Raw genomic sequence first — 15,908 nt, forward strand, 5'->3', positions numbered from 1 at the left:
ATTGAGCCCTAACGTTTCGACTTGAATTCAGAACCTTCCTTCCATTGTGGGAATTTATCTTCGTTTGACAAGGTCGCACCTACATCAAACAGGAAACGCACATCTTCCACCATTCCTGACAATTCCCAACTGGGGTCCATCTGGTCAAAAGGAGAATGGTAATGATCCCGGCCATAAGCGGCGATATGATCAGGCGCCCAGGCGGAATCGTGCACCAGCGATTTGTTACCACTACCTGGATACAAGGATGGAATACCCACTTTCGCAAAATTGAAATGGTCAGAGCGGAAGAACCATCCGCCGGAAGGATTTGCTTCCGGAATCAGGAAACGGCCCTGTTTCTCTGCAGATCTGGCGGCATAGTCGTCCAGTTCAGACTGACCCTTACCAATGATGGTAATGTCTTTGGTACGTCCGAAGAAATTCAGCACGTCCATGTTGATATCTGCCACGGTCGATTTGATGGGATAGATGGGATGTGCAGCATAGTACTCAGAGCCCAACAGACCCTGTTCCTCTCCTGTTAATGCCAGGAACAATACAGAGCGTTTAGGCGCCTGTTTCAGCTTCGAGAAGGCCGTTGCCAGTTGCAGGAGACCTGCTACACCAGAAGCATTATCCAGCGCCCCGTTATAGATAGAATCGCCTTTTACGGCTTCTCCTACGCCCAGGTGATCCCAGTGAGCGGAGTAGATGATATACTCATTTTTCCTTTCAGTACCGGGCAGCAGGGCGGCTACGTTGTGGGAAACAGATTTCCGGATCTTACTTTGCAATGCGAGGGAGGCCGTCACATGCAAGGGCACCGGTTTAAAGCCGGGGTGTTTAGCCTGGTTCATGATACTATCAGGCACGCCTGCCAGCTCGAACAGTTTTTTAGCAGATTCCAGGGTCAGCCATCCTTCGATGGTGGCGCGGCTCTTATTATCATCGGGTGTCTGCAGGTCCAGTTTGGGTTTTGACCAGCCACTGCGTACTACGGTCCAGCCGTAACTGGCAGGCAACACATCATGAATGATCAGGATACCCGCGGCACCCTGCCGGGCGGCTTCTTCAAATTTATACGTCCAGCGACCGTAATAGGTCATGGTACGGGTCTTGCCTTTGAACAGGGTACTGTCATAAAAGCCGGGATCATTCACCATCACGACCACGGTCTTCCCTTTTACATCCAGTCCGGCATAGTCGTTCCAGTTGTACTCAGGCGCCACAATACCGAAACCGGCAAATACCATTTCTGAATTGCTGATCGCGACCCGTTCCTGTACATGTTTGGTACCAGCTACGTATTGGTCAAGGTAAGTGAGTTTCAGGTCACCTTTTTTACCGGCAATATGCAGGTCTCCTTCGGGTACGGATTTAATTTCCACCATGGGTACATCCTGCAGGAAACTGGTATCATTACCCGGTTTTAGTCCTATTTCCTTAAACCGTTTTATGAGGTAGGCCAGTGTTTTCTCTTCGCCTATCGTAAAGGGCTTACGGCCCTGGAATTCGTCGGAGGCCAGCACGGAAATATCCTTTGCCAGTCCGGCGGAATCGATGGCTTTAATAGCCGTTGAATCATCAGCAATACCGGCCTGCCGGCTTCCCTGATTACAGGCTGCCAGGGCCAGTGCTGTACACAAGAACAGGTAATATGGGTTTTTCATCAACAAGTTGTATTTACTTAAAGATATTCAAATTATTTCCAACCTGTCTTTCTTGTGCTATTTATAAAGGAAGTTCGCTCTTTGAACAAATAATTATAAGTTTGCCGCCAAACCGGTTAATCGTTCTGTTATCAAAATGACACGTTATAAGAAAACAGCTCTCACAGAGCTCAACCCAACAACAATGGATCGATGCCCCTTAAATTTTAATTTATGCAACATTTCGGAGAGAGATTAAGAGCGGCACGTAAGATCAAAGGCTGGTCCTTACAGGAACTAGTTATTAAAACTTCTCATACGGTCAGCAAGCAGGCCCTCAGCAAATATGAGGCAGGCGTGATGATGCCTTCCCGTAAAATATTACTGCTGCTCTCAACAGCACTGGAAGTGAAACCCACTTATTTTGATAGTCAGCCGGTGTTCAACCTACCGGAATTTGAGATTCCCCGCAAGGGCGACTTATCAGCAAAACAGGCCGAGAGCATCAAAGAAAAGGTAAAAGACATCCTGGAGCGTTATCTGCAGGCAGAAGCACTACTCAATATCCGGTCTAAATTCACCAACCCAATAAAGCCCATTCCTGTTGCTGATGAACAGGCGGCTGCGGATGTTGCGACCAAGCTGCTGAGTAAGTGGAACCTGGGAGGGGGCGCCCTGCATAATGTAACGGAAATGCTGGAAGAAAAGGGCGTGCGCGTGATCCAGGTATCCTCACCGGATAACTTTGAAGGTTTGAGTACTTATGTGGGGAAAATACCAGTCATCGTACTGCATAAAGATCGCCCCACCGCTATCAAACGATTTGCCGCCATGTACGAACTGGGACAGCTTTTACTAAAGATCACCACCGATACCCCCAAACAGAAGATCCCTGCCGATACAGACAGGCATAAGATCTGCGAGATCTTCGCAGCAGCGATGTTATTACCGGGGGATGCTTTGGAGAATTGTGTAGGTAGCAAACGGATGGCGATCGCTCCGGGTGAATTGGTTTGTATCAAAGCGCAATATGGATTGCCGATGCGGGCTATTATGCAGCAGGCAGTCTTCAAAGGTATCATTGACCGTAAAAATGCCAATACCTTTTTAAAACTGCTCGCCGATAATCCCGATGAAACAGACCTGGGCAGTTATATAGGCCAGGAGGAAGCGCATCGTTTTGACAGAATGATCTACAGATTAGTGGCGGAAGAGATCATTGATATAGAGAAGGCAGCCGATCTTACCGGCATACCGGCGGAGGACTTACAGAAGAAGGTGGAGGTGTTTGAACCGGTGGTCCAGGATTAACAAACATACCTACGAAAAGATATAGGGTCTTTTGTGATCATTCCCATCACAAAAGACCCGTTTTATTTTAAAGAGAATCATCCGGCGTCATAGACACGGGGGCGGATCATGCCGTTTCCCCGGGAAAAACACCCTCCCTATATCCCTGCTATTTCCCATTGTGGAGGGTTTCCCACCAGCCTACCTTTGACTTAACATAATACCCCGTACAGCTATTGATCACACGCAACAACTACTATTATGGACCCCGCATTCATACAAGCATATTTCGACAGGTGCGACAAGAGAGCAGTCGGGAAGATCATCACTGCCGCCTTCAAGGGCCAGGAGCTGCCTGTCACGATACGGCCTGTCACCCCACGACTTAACCCCAGGAAGAACACGAGGAAGAGAAAAGCGTCGGCCGGTGGCTGACGCTTTCATATAAACAGTGTAATATGTATCAGTTATGCTGGATGGGGGCAATATTTGTGGTGAAACCCCCACTTTGCGTAACATACAGCATGCTTACTGATTGTTGACCTTTTCTTTTCCTCCCCTTATTCCACCATACCAGGAAGCCGGTCACAGGCAGGCTGGCACAGATCAGGCTGGCCAGAAATGCCAGGATCTTACCTGGCAGGCCGGCGATAGCTCCTACGTGGATATCGTAGTTCATACCGATCAGTTTCTCTCCCGCATTTCTGTCTTTCGCCGTTTCGTGTGCCAGCAGTTTACCGGTGTGCTTGTCAAACTGCAGGTCGTCACGGTCGTAATAGGTTTCCTTTCCCCAATAGGCAGCCATCCGGATGGTGGCTGTATTAGCGTCGGGCGTGGCAAATACCGCTATACGTTTTGCTTGGGGGAATTGCTGTACAGCAGTGGTATAAGCCACATCCAGGGGATTACTGCCTGCCAGTGGCAGTGCTAAAGTATCTGACTGCACTTCTTTACGTTGTGGCGGCGTCATACTACGGGAGGCTACCACATACACGGTAGCCTGAAACCATTTAAAGGCCCATACCATTCCGGTAAGGGCCAATACCAGGGCTATCAACAATGAATAAAAACCGAGTACATTATGCAGGTCGTAATTGACGCGTTTGAATTTGCCTGACCACTTTATCTGAAAGCTTTGTTCGCGGGCTTTTTTTGTCCATTTTTTCGGCCACCAGAGTATCAGACCTGTGATCAGGAGGATAACGAAGATGAAAGTAGCCCATCCGACTATCGGCTGACCGTACTTTGTATTCAGGAGTAAGCTCCAGTGCAGGTATTTAATGATCACAAAGAAATCATGTTTCAGATCGTGCACGGCTGTTATGGCTCCCGTATAAGGGTTTACGTATGCCGCTTTATAGTAAGCGGTAGCGCCGAAGATGGTAAGGGCATTTTCGTCGCCTTCGGCATAGGTCAGGAACTCCCAGGCACGATCGGGCGCCCGGTAGGAAAAGACACTACGAATGGGAAAATCTTTTCCCAAAGCAGTCTGTGCTTTTTCCTGCAATACGCTTAATGGGAGAACAGATGTATGCCGGGCGGCGACGAACAAGGCATCATGATGTACCCATTCATTGATCTCTTGCTGGAATACAAAGATGCAGCCGGTGATGCTGACGATGAATACAATGATACCCGACGCCAGCCCCAGCCATAAGTGTAGCCAGGCGTTCAGTTGCTTGCCCCGGGATTTCCCTTTTTTCCTGGTGTTTGTTTGCATATCGTTCCCCATTTGCATCAGCCGGTGGCCTTACCGGGCTAGTGTGCGAAGGTCAGGCAGCGGCAAAAGATATTTGAGACAAAAAGGGAAAAGTATTTACGCAAAACGGAAAAAAAGAAAATTATGAGACTGGTAATGCCGTTGCAGTACTGTGTTCTAATTTGGTAGTACGATGACCCTACCATTGTCAATTTCAACCCACATCGGTCAGCCGATACTGTTCACCCCCGGTATGCCCGACGCCTATTCCAGCTACGCGCTGCAGGGCACAATGCCGTTTTATGCGGTGAGTGACAGCTATGGCTGTATCCTGTTTCAGCAGGTGGCGAATCATAGTTACAATGCATGGGTGAGTCATTATATCATTAATAAACCGACAGCATTCAAAGTAAAAGGAAATGTGGACGATCTGCTGCTGCATCATACATTAAAGGGGAGTATGTTTTATGAGCTGAACAGTCACGAGAGTGAGACGTTTCAGCACCAGATGAATATAGTGGTAGCTTCCAGGCTCCGCCACGTGGTCCGCTTCAAAGCAGCGGGAGTATATGTTGCTTTGGACATCCAGATCCCGGTGGAGGAGATGAAAAGTTACCAGGAAAGTTTCCCGATAGTACAAGACCTGCTGAAGAAGCTGGACAATGAAAATACCATTACCCTCCTGGATCAGCATATGATCGCCCATGAACGCCTTCGCAATATTATACAGGATATTACCGAACGCCAGTTACCTAAGGCTGCCAGCGAAAAATACAGAGAACAGAAAACCGGAGAACTCATTATTGAATCACTTGATATGCTTTCACGTTACCTTACAGATGCCAACGGCCTGAGCGCGGCCGACCATGAAAGGGGCCAGAAAACAGAGGTTCATTTGCTGAAACATCTGCAGCAACCATCACCTCCGACCCTCAAACAATTGGCAAGATTTGCCGGTACGAATGAAAAGAAGCTGGAAGAGATCTTCCGGAGCCGTCACGGTATTACCGTATACGACTTCTTCCAAAATGCGCGTATGCGTATCATTTACCGCAAGCTCACCGAGACGATTGTGCCCCTGCAGGACCTTGCTGAAGAATTCGGTTACACCGATTACTCCAGCTTCTCCTACGCCGTAAAGAAACGTTTTTCAATGAGCCCACGTGAACTGAGAAAGAACAGCAGTATTAACTCCTAAGTGATATTCCCTCTTTCCAAAGTTCAGCGTTGAACTCCTAAACAACCCCGTAACATCATGACGTAACTTTAATACAGAAAGAACAATATTATTCGTTTTCGTTGCCATAACGACTTAAAATACGACAAGAACATTTAATGGTATATTGAGGAAAACAACGTCCTGGCTTTCTAGCCGGGACCTCTTTTCTCACATGTTACCATTTCCAATATATCGCAACATATACCAATTGTAAAATGCCAATGAATTGTTTTCTCATCTCATTCTTTGTATTCCCCATTCACCTCATTAACCCAGGTACATGAAACCGTTTAAAAGCACGCTTTTGTTTGTTACCCTATGCTTCCCCTATTTTCAGATCGCCCTTGCCACAGGTAAGGGCGATTGGCTTTCCCTCAGATGGTCCATGAAGCCGGTTCCTATCCAAACCCGCTGGGCAACGGATGTTTCTCCTGACAATGTGTTACCCGAATATCCCCGTCCCCAGATGGTGCGCTCCGAGTGGCAAAACCTGAACGGACTGTGGGAATATGCCGTTGCTTCCTGGGATGCCGATATACCTTCACAATTTGACGGTGAGATATTGGTCCCTTTTCCTATTGAATCAGCGCTTTCCGGTGTACAGCGGGTGTTGTTGCCTACACAAAGACTTTGGTATAGACGCACCATTAAAAAGCCGGATACCCACGGCGGGAAACGCGTACTGCTTCATTTCGGCGCGGTAGACTGGCGGGCGGCTGTCTTTCTCAATGGCAAACTGTTAGGCAGGCATATGGGCGGGTATCAACATTTCTCTTTTGATATTACAGCCTCCCTGCAGGAGGGGGATAACGAGCTTGTGGTGAGTGTACTCGACCCCTCCAACCTGGGGCCTAATCCCTGTGGTAAACAGAGCTTACGTCCGCGGAGGATCCTGTATACTGCCGTCAGCGGTATCTGGCAAACGGTGTGGATGGAGACCGTGCCGCCTACCTATATCAGTGACCTATATATGACACCGGATATTGATGCCAACTGTCTCAACCTGCGGGTCAATACTTCGGATACATCCGGCAGCGTCATTGAGGCCATTGCCTATGCAGGCACGCAGGCTATTACCAGCACATCCGGCCCTGCCGGCAGAATGCTGGACCTCGGTATTCCTTTTGCACATCTATGGATCCCTGCGGATCCTTTTTTGTATCATCTGAAGATACGGTTACGACGGAACGGGCATGTCGTAGATTCTGTGACCAGTTATTTCGGGATGCGGAAGATAGCTGTACAGCAGGATAGTACTGGTATGCCACGGCTGTTCCTCAACAATAAATATACCTTCCAGTTAGGTGTACTTGACCAGGGCTATTGGCCGGAAGGCTTGTACACCGCCCCTACTGATTCCGCATTAGCCTTTGATATCAGGATGATGAAGGATATGGGATTTAATACCATCCGCAAGCATGTAAAACTGGAACCAGACCGCTGGTACTATCATGCGGACAGCTTAGGCATGCTGGTATGGCAGGATATGGTGCCTTGTGCGGATGAAGACTACTACTCTACCTCCCAGTTTGAACAGGAGAATAATGAGAACCTTTACCAATTGCATAACTTCCCTTCCATTGTGATGTGGATACTATTCAATGAGGGATGGGGGAAGTATGACCAGAAACGTCTCACGGAGTGGATGAAACAGGCCGATCCCTCGCGGGTTATTAATGGCCATTCAGGAGAGAACCTGGATACCTACAGCGACACGCCCGTCCGTGACCGATGGATCAGCAGTGATGTGACGGATATACACTATTATCCCGGCCCATACATAGCTCCCGCCTTGCCTGGGAAAGCACGGGTATTAGGAGAATGGGGTGGTGTGCGGGTGATCACTCCCGGGCATCAATGGGCGCCTAAAACAGGCTGGGGATATGTGGAAGTGAGTGCTGCCAGGTTTGCAGAGCGGTATAAGTATATGATGGGACGTTTGAAGCTATATGAGCAACAGGGATTATCCGCGGCCATATATACGCAGCCGTATGATGTGGAGGCAGAGGAGAATGGGTTTATGACGTATGATAGGAAGGTGATGAAGATCAGTGTGGAAGAAATGAAGAAAGTAAATACCTGGTAAGAAAAGGGAACTTTCCCGAACTGTTCAAAATAGGAAAGTTCCCGGACATGCACTCTTACATAGCTGTTGTGATATTTGTTATCGTAGTGGTGCACCAATAAAATTGACGGGTGATTGTTTCCGTTCCAGAAACAGCCTGTAATGTTTTTACACCAATAGGCTGGCTGGTAACCAGGTAATAAACGTGGGACAGACTACCAGGAACGGTGGTAATAAACCATGGTGTGGTTGTACACAGACTTCCCGTTGTGTAGTAGATCTTGTTACCAACAGTCTCATATACGATGGATGTTGGCGTAAAGACCGGCTCTGAAGTAAACCTGCTTAGTTTAAAAGCCAGCAGACCTCCGGTCATGGCGCATACGAGGATAAGTACCAGTAGAATTTTAGCTTTTTTCATGATAAATAGTTTAGTCGTTTACGGTGAATCTGCTCTCTCCGATTCACAAATGCATCGTGTCCAAATTACTATTCTCTCTTATGCGGCACTTTGGAGATAAGGAGAGGACTTAGGAGATAGCCTATTGCAGGGGATGCTTGTTCTTACATTATTACTCAGGTCTGTTATTGTAAGGCCGCATATTAAAAAGAGGAGTCTTAGCCTCTCAGATAAGACTCCCCGGGTTAATCTTACATATCACTCGTTACTTTCGTTGCTATTTGTACACATGGATAAAACAGCAATGTAGTCGTCAATGGACCTGAAGGCCATTGTTTCAACGTACGCGTAGTTGTTGGATTTGTGAGCAGATGCCAAACTGTGGCAGGGGTACCCACATCAGAAATCCACAGGTCACCGGTTGTACAAAGATTCCCCGTGGTGTAATACGTAACATTACCTATTGTAACATAAATGATCGTTGTAGGATAAAAGACCTGATCAGTCGTAAACCTCTTTGCCTTGAATGCCAATGCTCCGCCAGCAACGGCGAACAGGGCAACCAGGGCAAGAATAATTCTGCCTTTTTTCATAAAACAAGGGTTTAATCATTTGCGAAATGCCTACTCTTTTCGATGGTTTTCGGCGACTCCATAATGCCGGCCGGCAATGACTTGTTATATAGAATAGAAAAGTTTGTCTGGGAGTATTTAGCTACGATTCAATGTTATGTTGGGTGGTCAGGGATGATCAGCAAAATTGGTTAGTCAGAGGGCTTCTCAAACGTTCCACTTTCTCCAAAGTTATCTGTTTCCCTGGCAAAAGACTTAGGAGATAGCCATAAATATTGTACCTGAATATTCCTTATCTACTAAGCGTTTCACGTTGTTCATAACCTACTTTAAAGAGACTCCAAAGATTATGAAATACACAATTACCATTCTTCTCTGCTTATATATTTCACTCGTAAACGCCCAGAAGCCGCCTATTAACAACTTCACTTACAAAAGCTGGGAAATGCTGGTAAATTATCAGATTTCCGACAATGGCAAATACGTCTGGTATACTTATGGATCTGAACTTACCGGCAGCACGCTGGTGGTACGCGCCGTTCATGGTAGCTACTCCAAATTATTCACCGGCGTATGGGATGCTGTCTTCGTGACAGACAATCAACACCTGGTATTCAATTCACCCAAGGGTCTTGGCGTATTGACATTAGGTACATCGACTGTCAATTATATACCGCGGATCAATAACTATACAGTGGCCGGCAATGGTAAATGGCTGGCCGTAAAGCAGGCAGATACCTTGCTGCTTAAAAATCTGCATACTACTGAAGAACATTACTACGCCCCTGTTACTACTTATCTATTTAATAAAGCAGGAAATGTGCTGGTATATTATACTAAAGACAGTCTGATGTGGATGGAGCCTGCAACTGGTCAATCCAAATTAATCGCTATAGGAGATCACATTGACAACATTACTTTTAATCATGCGGATACCGCCATTGCGTTTACTGACAGTAGTTATATTTATTATTTCGGGAAGGGAATGGACAGCGCGAAACAAATCCAACTGTTGGGATTAAAGCCGGGTACTACACTATCTCCCATGCCACTAAAGTTTAGCCCTGATGATAAACTAATATTCCTGAAGGTCGCCAGAGAACGGACACCCTCTCCAAAGGATACCGGGCAGATAACTGATAAACTCAGTGTGTGGGACTACCGGGATGTCCGTCTGCATTCCCAGGTGGCTCCCGATCCTTACAGCCCTTTTACAGCCCTTGTTCCTGTATCCGGAGGCGTGGTTATTCAACTCGAAAATACAGATACTACCTTATCGGGCCTGCCAGGGAATCAATATGCCCTGGTATCAAACGTAGTGAATGAGGAAGACGCCTTCTGGGATGCGAAGCAGGTAAGAAATTACGATCTTGTCTCGCTGACAAACGGGACACGTAAGCACATCGTATCTTCTTCCCAGGCATCGATCGGCGTGGCCTTGTCTCCTGCTGAACGTTATGTTAGCTGGTTTGATCCTGCTACCCAACACTTTTTTATTTATGAAATTAACACAGGGGTCACAAGAAATATTTCTGCGGATGTTCCGACTATGCTGACCAACACCCATATCTGTCGCGATGAGGTATGGCCCTATGGAGCCGCCGGCTGGCTGTCGGATGATCAGCGTCTGTTGATCTATGATGAATTTGATATATGGCAATTAGATCCGCGTGCAGGCACACCTCCTCTTAATATTACTGATCATTATGGCCAGCGGTATAAAACCATGCTCCGGGTGGTTTATCCTCAGCAGTTGCCTACACTCAGGGAGAATGATCCCCTACTGGTCACCTGCCTGGATAGTAATAAATATAATGGCTTTATGCACGTTAAAGCAGGGGTTAATCACTCACCGCAGCCAGTCAATATGGAACCTGCTGTATATCATTTCCCCGCTCTGGTTGTTTTCGAGCCTCCTGTTCCCCTTAAAGCGAAGAAAGCGGATGTGTATATCCTGCAAAGGCAAACCGCCACCCAGGCGCCCAATCTCGTCACTACTACCGACTTTAAAACCTTCAGACCACTCTCTGATCTCCAACCACAACAAGCCTACAACTGGCTGACGACAGAACTGGTTCATTGGCAGATACCCGGAGGTTCCATCGGAACCGGCATATTATATAAACCAGAAGATTTTGACAGCACCAGGCAATACCCCATTATATTTCATTATTACGAACGACGTAGTAATGAACTTTACCTCTTTCCGAAGGTCAGGCTGAGTAATGGACCTTTAACCATTGCCTGGTATGTCAGTAACGGATACCTCGTTTTCGTTCCCGACATCTATCGTCCCACCGGCCAGAATGGGCCAGCTATTCTTAATACAGTCGTATCTGCGGCACAATACCTGTCTACCCGACCTTATGTGAATACAAAGAGGATGGGACTACAGGGCCATAGTTTCGGTGGATATGAAACTAACTACCTCATTGCACATACCCATCTCTTCGCTGCAGCACAGTCGTCTGCCGCGCCTTCGGAACTATTTGGCCTCCACGGTGGTCTAGGATTCGGAGGTAGGAGTTACCACTATATATCTGAGCTGGGACAGCTGAACCAGGGTGTGGCCCCCTGGGAGAACCCCGACTTGTATGTGCAGACCTCTCCTATATTATTTGCCCGGGAAATCAGCACGCCTTTACTGATGATGCATAACAAAGAGGATGGCGCAGTGCCGTTCTCACAATCAGTGGCTTTGTTCACCGCGCTGCGAAGACTAAAAAAGCCTGTGTGGCTGCTGGAGTATCAAGGGGAAGGGCATGTGCTGTTTGATCCGGGCTGTCAGCTGGATTTTAGTATTAAGCAGGAGGAGTTCTTTGATTATTACCTGAGAAACAAGCCCGCTCCGGCGTGGATGCGGTGATGACAAACTTTTATCCCTTGCTAGCAAGTAATGTATACTTCGTCCAAACCGGATAGGTAAGATATTAAAGTAGTTTTAGCAGAAAGCCATGAAAAAAGCAAGGATCTTTCTTTCCATCATTGCCCTACTGGCAGTTGTAGGAGGCGCTTTTGCCTTCAAAGCTTTCAGGTTTAATGCCAACCCCGCATGGAGATATACAACTGCTATTACAATTGGTGGGAGTGTGTATGCTTCTACAGTGTCGTTTTGTACTTCAACGCAAGCAGTATCCTTCTTTACTACAGAATGTTTTGAGATAACTACTACCTGCATCTCGACACCATGGGTAGGCGGACCGTCCACAATTACGTTAAGGAATACTGCCAATACCAGCCTGACATACACAATACCCGAGGCGTCTTGTATTGTTGTTACGTCGTGTGTAACGGCTATTTTATAAAAATGATTCGGTCATAAACATCCTAAAAAGACACCTGGCCAGGATCTATTAGGAGTTTATGACCTTCTTCAATGAATCTACCCCAACCCCACCAATCACAATCTGCTTAAACTCTTTCTTTTTATCATACACTACCAGGTATGGGAAACCTGGCGCTTTGTAATAACTCAAAAAAAAGCCTTTTATATCTTTTCCAATGGTCACATTCTTGTATTGATCCAGCTTAAACAAGGTGTCATACATCTGGATTTCCTTAAAGTCTGACATAGTCGCCATATAAAAGCGCACATCCTTTAACTCATCCATTCGCTTCGTGATCTCCCTTGTCAGGGCCTGGCAATAAGGGCAATCCGGGCCAAAAAAGAATAACACGACTGTTTTCCCTTTAGGGATATTCGCCGTATTTAATTTGATAGTAGTATCCAGCAACTGGATATTAAACGACGGCATGTCTTTATCTATCCCAGGAGGCAAGGCACGCTTATATTTCGTACAACTGGCTATTCCTATTCCGACTATTATCAAAACGAACAACAATGATCTCATTACGATTGTATTTTATTATTGGCTGCCTTCCAGATATAATCCAGCAGTAGCAATCCAAAGGAGAAAAATATTAATATCGGTAACATCTGAAAGCGCAAGGCAATCTGAGAGGCGAATACACTAAATCCAAAATTGATGATCCAGAGGCCGAAGGCCAGTAGTAAGCCTATTGATAAGGCCCTGTTATGCTTGATGCCATGCAGTATTACAAACCCTACCAGACTGAATAGGAACACCACATTCATCACACCTACCAGGATAGGATAAAAGCTGAGCACCGTTACCTTCAGATCCTTAAAATGTGTCTTCAGCTTCCTGGATTCAAAGCCAAACCACATCTGCCCTATTGGTGCTATACTGTCTTTCCCCATGTTGTACGTATCTAAGAATTCTACTGGTGGTGCATAGTACTTCATGGTGTTAGGCAGTAAATAATACTGGGCAAATGTGGTTGGATATTGCCTGATCAGGTATGAGCCATACTCCGCGAAAAGCGGCCCTACGGTAGCCCACTTCTTTAATATATGTGCAGTTGAGTCCTTCTGGAATTTACGATACATGTATTGCTGCAGCGGAGATTTTGGATCCCACATATACCATGTATTGGCGATCATCATCTCCTGCTGGTGCATAAAGATGTTCCTGGTAGTATCAAAATAAGTCCGCACCATCTTGTCCAGCTGTTTGAACTTAGCCGGCATTGGAGGTGGAGGTTCATCCTGTACGAAACGATAAGCATATAAAGCATTATTCGCCATCTGCCATCCGCTGAAAGGCGAGAATTGTCGGATACCAGTCAGGCGATCATACTGGTTACTGGTGTGCCACACAAACCCTGCTATGAGAATTACACTGGACAAAATCCCTACTACCTTTCTCTTCCAAGGCTGCCGGCTGATAATAAATGCCAGTGCAGCAACAATTGGATAGAACAAGGCATTATATCTTACGGTGAATGCCAAGAGAATAGTAACGGCATGTAAAATGATCAGGGTTTGGTTCGGTCTGTGGAGTATCCAGAGTAATAAGGTAAACCATATCAAACTCAGACTTAAGAACAACGCATCGCTGGATACATAATTCGCCATGTACAGGAATACCGGGTTAAAAACCATACAGACATAGAGTACCCCGAATGTGACTTTTCCCGGCTTATAGAAGTAAGCAAGTGTAAATACAAGGGCTAAGGCACTGGCTTGCAGCAATAAATATTGAAATCCAACCAGTGCTGTGTCTGATATGGTAAGTGTACTGAAGAAACGTAGGAATTTAGAATACCCAATAGGATAAGTATTGATACTAAAATTCCCATAAGCAGATTCGAGATATACATAAGAATCCCCATCAATAAACCCTGCTGAAGGATATAGGTGTTTGAAGATGAAAAACTGGACAATGACGGCTAAACCAGCGAACCACACAAGTGCTTTATTCCAGGGGAGATCCCAAAGGAATTCTTTGAATGAAGGCACACGCCTAGGTACTGCAGCTACAGGCGCCGCATCTGCGGATTTTTCTTCGTGGTATTCCTGTTCTGTATTGATGGCCCAGATATTATCTTTAGTGGTGATACCTTCAATTATATTGTCCACCGCTACCATCGCTGTCAACATCGAGTGGTCCGCATTGTTGTATTTATGCATACCATTACGCCCCACCAGGAACAGGTTCTCTAACTGATCTGTATAGGCTCTTACCTCGTCGAAATGAGCATAAGCTCCGAAATAGGCCGGATAGGTTTTCTCTACTCTCAGTACCGTACTGTCCAGCACATTCTCTGATGTAGCCAGGCCGATCTTTTCGAGTTCCCTAATGGCTAATGCGGCAATTTCTGCATCAGGTAGCTTCCAGAAATCATCTGTTTCATTACAGAAGAACTCCATACCTACCCAGGCAGTGTCTGGGTCTTTTACCATATAGGGGCTCCAATTGTTGAATAACTGCAACCTTCCCACCTTTACATCCTTCTCTTGTATATAGATCCAGGTATCTTCCAGTTTCAATGGCTTCCATTCGCCAGTATGTTTATCAAGGAAAGAAAGCTTACGAAGTAGAATCCCCACGGTAATGAAGTCTCTGTATTGCAGCTTAGAGGCAATGTCTTTAACCGGCTCCGGCACCTCTCCTACTATTCCCCCAATCAATTCCTTAACAGGCATAGTGCTGAAGAAATAATCTCCCGTAAGGGATAATTCTTCTCCTGTCTGGTTATTGACAGCAGTAACAGCTGTTACCTTATGATCATCCGTATAAATATGCTTTACATCATGATGCATGTGGATAATGCCTCCCATCTCCTGCACCTGGCGGGCTACTTCTTCCCATAATTGCCCGGGGCCTAATTTGGGATAAAAGAACTGTTCTATCAGGCTGGTTTCCGTATCCTTCTGCGCAACATCTGTCGTTACCTTTTTCTTCTTTTTACTGAGCTCCTGGATGGCATGCTCTATCGCCTTACGGATGCTTACCCCTTTGATGCGTTGTGCCCCCCATTCAGCAGGGATTTCGTCACAAGGCACTCCCCACACCTTTTCCGTATAATCTTTGAAAAAAAGATGGTATAAAGTCTTCCCAAACCGGTTGATCATAAAATCTGCCAGGCTCTTTTCGGGCTTACGAGGGAATAACTGTGCCCAGAGGTAGGAGAACAGGATAGCAATGGTCCTGCCTATCCCTAATTTCCTGAGTGTATCTATAGATAAAGTAATCGGATAAGTAAAGAAGCGGCGTAAGAAGTAGATCCTGGACAAACGCTTACGTACCAGCATTACCTTATCAGGATCATTACTTTTTAGATTCTCCGGCAGATCCTTCCTATTAATATCCCGGGACTTATTCTGGTACTTAATTTTAAAAGACTCTTCACTACCGGCCTGCAAAGGCAGAATATTCAGCCACCAGTGCATTACCCGGTCAGACTTGGAGAAGAACCGGTGCCCACCGATGTCCATGCGGTTACCTTTATAATTAATGGTCTTTGAGATACCACCTATATCTCCGCTTTTTTCTAATATGATGGGGATAATGTCAGTGCGTTGTAACATCTCATAAGCGGCAGTCAATCCTGCGGGGCCCGCTCCTATGATAATGGCATTTCTTTTAGATTCCATAATATGGCATTGAATAATTGTAAACAGGGCACCTCAAGGGTCGTGGTTAACTATTCTAAAATACCACAGTA

11 protein-coding genes are annotated in these 15,908 nt (G+C 46.2%); 5 read left to right on the forward strand and 6 right to left on the reverse strand.

Annotation, left to right across the window (positions count from 1 at the left end; genetic code table 11):
• Positions 1 to 8: 8 nt before the first annotated feature.
• Positions 9 to 1,652 (reverse strand): M28 family metallopeptidase, encoded by a 1,644-nt coding sequence (locus CLV42_RS10340; RefSeq protein ID WP_106601827.1) that lies wholly within the window; start codon positions 1,650 to 1,652, stop codon positions 9 to 11.
• 213 nt (positions 1,653 to 1,865) lie between these two features.
• On the opposite strand from CLV42_RS10340, the gene CLV42_RS10345 reads away from it, so the two are divergent.
• Entirely contained in the window at positions 1,866 to 2,942 is a 1,077-nt protein-coding gene (locus CLV42_RS10345; protein WP_106601828.1) for a helix-turn-helix domain-containing protein, read from the forward strand.
• Positions 2,943 to 3,384: 442 nt separating this feature from the next.
• Here the strand turns inward: CLV42_RS10345 and CLV42_RS10350 are convergent, their stop codons facing one another.
• On the reverse strand, positions 3,385 to 4,641 hold the full coding sequence (locus tag CLV42_RS10350) for a PepSY-associated TM helix domain-containing protein (protein WP_245901585.1): 1,257 nt from the start codon (positions 4,639 to 4,641) through the stop codon (positions 3,385 to 3,387).
• A 172-nt stretch (positions 4,642 to 4,813) separates the two neighbouring features.
• Here CLV42_RS10350 and CLV42_RS10355 point away from each other — a divergent pair, with 172 nt between their 5' ends.
• Positions 4,814 to 5,818, forward strand: a complete 1,005-nt coding sequence (locus tag CLV42_RS10355; RefSeq protein ID WP_106601830.1) for a helix-turn-helix domain-containing protein — start codon at positions 4,814 to 4,816, stop codon at positions 5,816 to 5,818.
• Positions 5,819 to 6,119: 301 nt separating this feature from the next.
• On the forward strand, positions 6,120 to 7,925 hold the full coding sequence (locus CLV42_RS10360) for a glycoside hydrolase family 2 protein (protein WP_106601831.1): 1,806 nt from the start codon (positions 6,120 to 6,122) through the stop codon (positions 7,923 to 7,925).
• Positions 7,926 to 7,980: 55 nt separating this feature from the next.
• Here the strand turns inward: CLV42_RS10360 and CLV42_RS10365 are convergent, their stop codons facing one another.
• Together CLV42_RS10365 and CLV42_RS10370 are read right to left on the reverse strand one after the other, a co-directional pair.
• Positions 7,981 to 8,325, reverse strand: a complete 345-nt coding sequence (locus tag CLV42_RS10365; RefSeq protein ID WP_106601832.1) for a hypothetical protein — start codon at positions 8,323 to 8,325, stop codon at positions 7,981 to 7,983.
• Positions 8,326 to 8,555: 230 nt separating this feature from the next.
• Positions 8,556 to 8,897: a hypothetical protein gene (locus tag CLV42_RS10370; protein ID WP_106601833.1), complete on the reverse strand. Its 342-nt coding sequence runs from the start codon at positions 8,895 to 8,897 to the stop codon at positions 8,556 to 8,558.
• Positions 8,898 to 9,225: 328 nt separating this feature from the next.
• On the opposite strand from CLV42_RS10370, the gene CLV42_RS10375 reads away from it, so the two are divergent.
• Together CLV42_RS10375 and CLV42_RS33685 are read left to right on the forward strand one after the other, a co-directional pair.
• The gene (locus CLV42_RS10375; RefSeq protein WP_106601834.1) at positions 9,226 to 11,742 is read left to right on the forward strand and encodes an alpha/beta hydrolase family protein; all 2,517 of its coding nucleotides are present in this window, start codon (positions 9,226 to 9,228) and stop codon (positions 11,740 to 11,742) included.
• Positions 11,743 to 11,830: 88 nt separating this feature from the next.
• A complete protein-coding gene (locus CLV42_RS33685) occupies positions 11,831 to 12,181 on the forward strand; it encodes a hypothetical protein (RefSeq protein WP_146154360.1) in 351 nt (116 codons plus the stop codon).
• 48 nt (positions 12,182 to 12,229) lie between these two features.
• Here the strand turns inward: CLV42_RS33685 and CLV42_RS10385 are convergent, their stop codons facing one another.
• Positions 12,230 to 12,727, reverse strand: a complete 498-nt coding sequence (locus CLV42_RS10385) for a TlpA family protein disulfide reductase (protein WP_106601836.1) — start codon at positions 12,725 to 12,727, stop codon at positions 12,230 to 12,232.
• Positions 12,727 to 15,837: an NAD(P)-binding protein gene (locus CLV42_RS10390; RefSeq protein WP_106601837.1), complete on the reverse strand. Its 3,111-nt coding sequence runs from the start codon at positions 15,835 to 15,837 to the stop codon at positions 12,727 to 12,729. Before CLV42_RS10390 ends, CLV42_RS10385 begins: the two co-directional genes overlap by 1 nt.
• Positions 15,838 to 15,908 lie beyond the last annotated feature (71 nt).

The sequence above is a fragment of the Chitinophaga ginsengisoli genome (genome assembly GCF_003014595.1).
In the GTDB taxonomy this organism is placed as follows: domain Bacteria; phylum Bacteroidota; class Bacteroidia; order Chitinophagales; family Chitinophagaceae; genus Chitinophaga; species Chitinophaga ginsengisoli.

Bases quoted from the DNA above. Each gene is read 5' to 3' on its own strand.
- CLV42_RS33685 (WP_146154360.1), top strand. From the start codon at position 11,831: ATGAAAAAAGCAAGGATCTTTCTTTCCATCATTGCCCTACTGGCAGTT.
- CLV42_RS10375 (WP_106601834.1), top strand. From the start codon at position 9,226: ATGAAATACACAATTACCATTCTTCTCTGCTTATATATTTCACTCGTA.
- CLV42_RS10350 (WP_245901585.1), bottom strand. From the start codon at position 4,641: ATGCAAACAAACACCAGGAAAAAAGGGAAATCCCGGGGCAAGCAACTG.
- CLV42_RS10340 (WP_106601827.1), bottom strand. From the start codon at position 1,652: ATGAAAAACCCATATTACCTGTTCTTGTGTACAGCACTGGCCCTGGCA.
- CLV42_RS10360 (WP_106601831.1), top strand. From the start codon at position 6,120: ATGAAACCGTTTAAAAGCACGCTTTTGTTTGTTACCCTATGCTTCCCC.
- CLV42_RS10370 (WP_106601833.1), bottom strand. From the start codon at position 8,897: ATGAAAAAAGGCAGAATTATTCTTGCCCTGGTTGCCCTGTTCGCCGTT.
- CLV42_RS10345 (WP_106601828.1), top strand. From the start codon at position 1,866: ATGCAACATTTCGGAGAGAGATTAAGAGCGGCACGTAAGATCAAAGGC.
- CLV42_RS10385 (WP_106601836.1), bottom strand. From the start codon at position 12,727: ATGAGATCATTGTTGTTCGTTTTGATAATAGTCGGAATAGGAATAGCC.
- CLV42_RS10355 (WP_106601830.1), top strand. From the start codon at position 4,814: ATGACCCTACCATTGTCAATTTCAACCCACATCGGTCAGCCGATACTG.
- CLV42_RS10365 (WP_106601832.1), bottom strand. From the start codon at position 8,325: ATGAAAAAAGCTAAAATTCTACTGGTACTTATCCTCGTATGCGCCATG.
- CLV42_RS10390 (WP_106601837.1), bottom strand. From the start codon at position 15,837: ATGGAATCTAAAAGAAATGCCATTATCATAGGAGCGGGCCCCGCAGGA.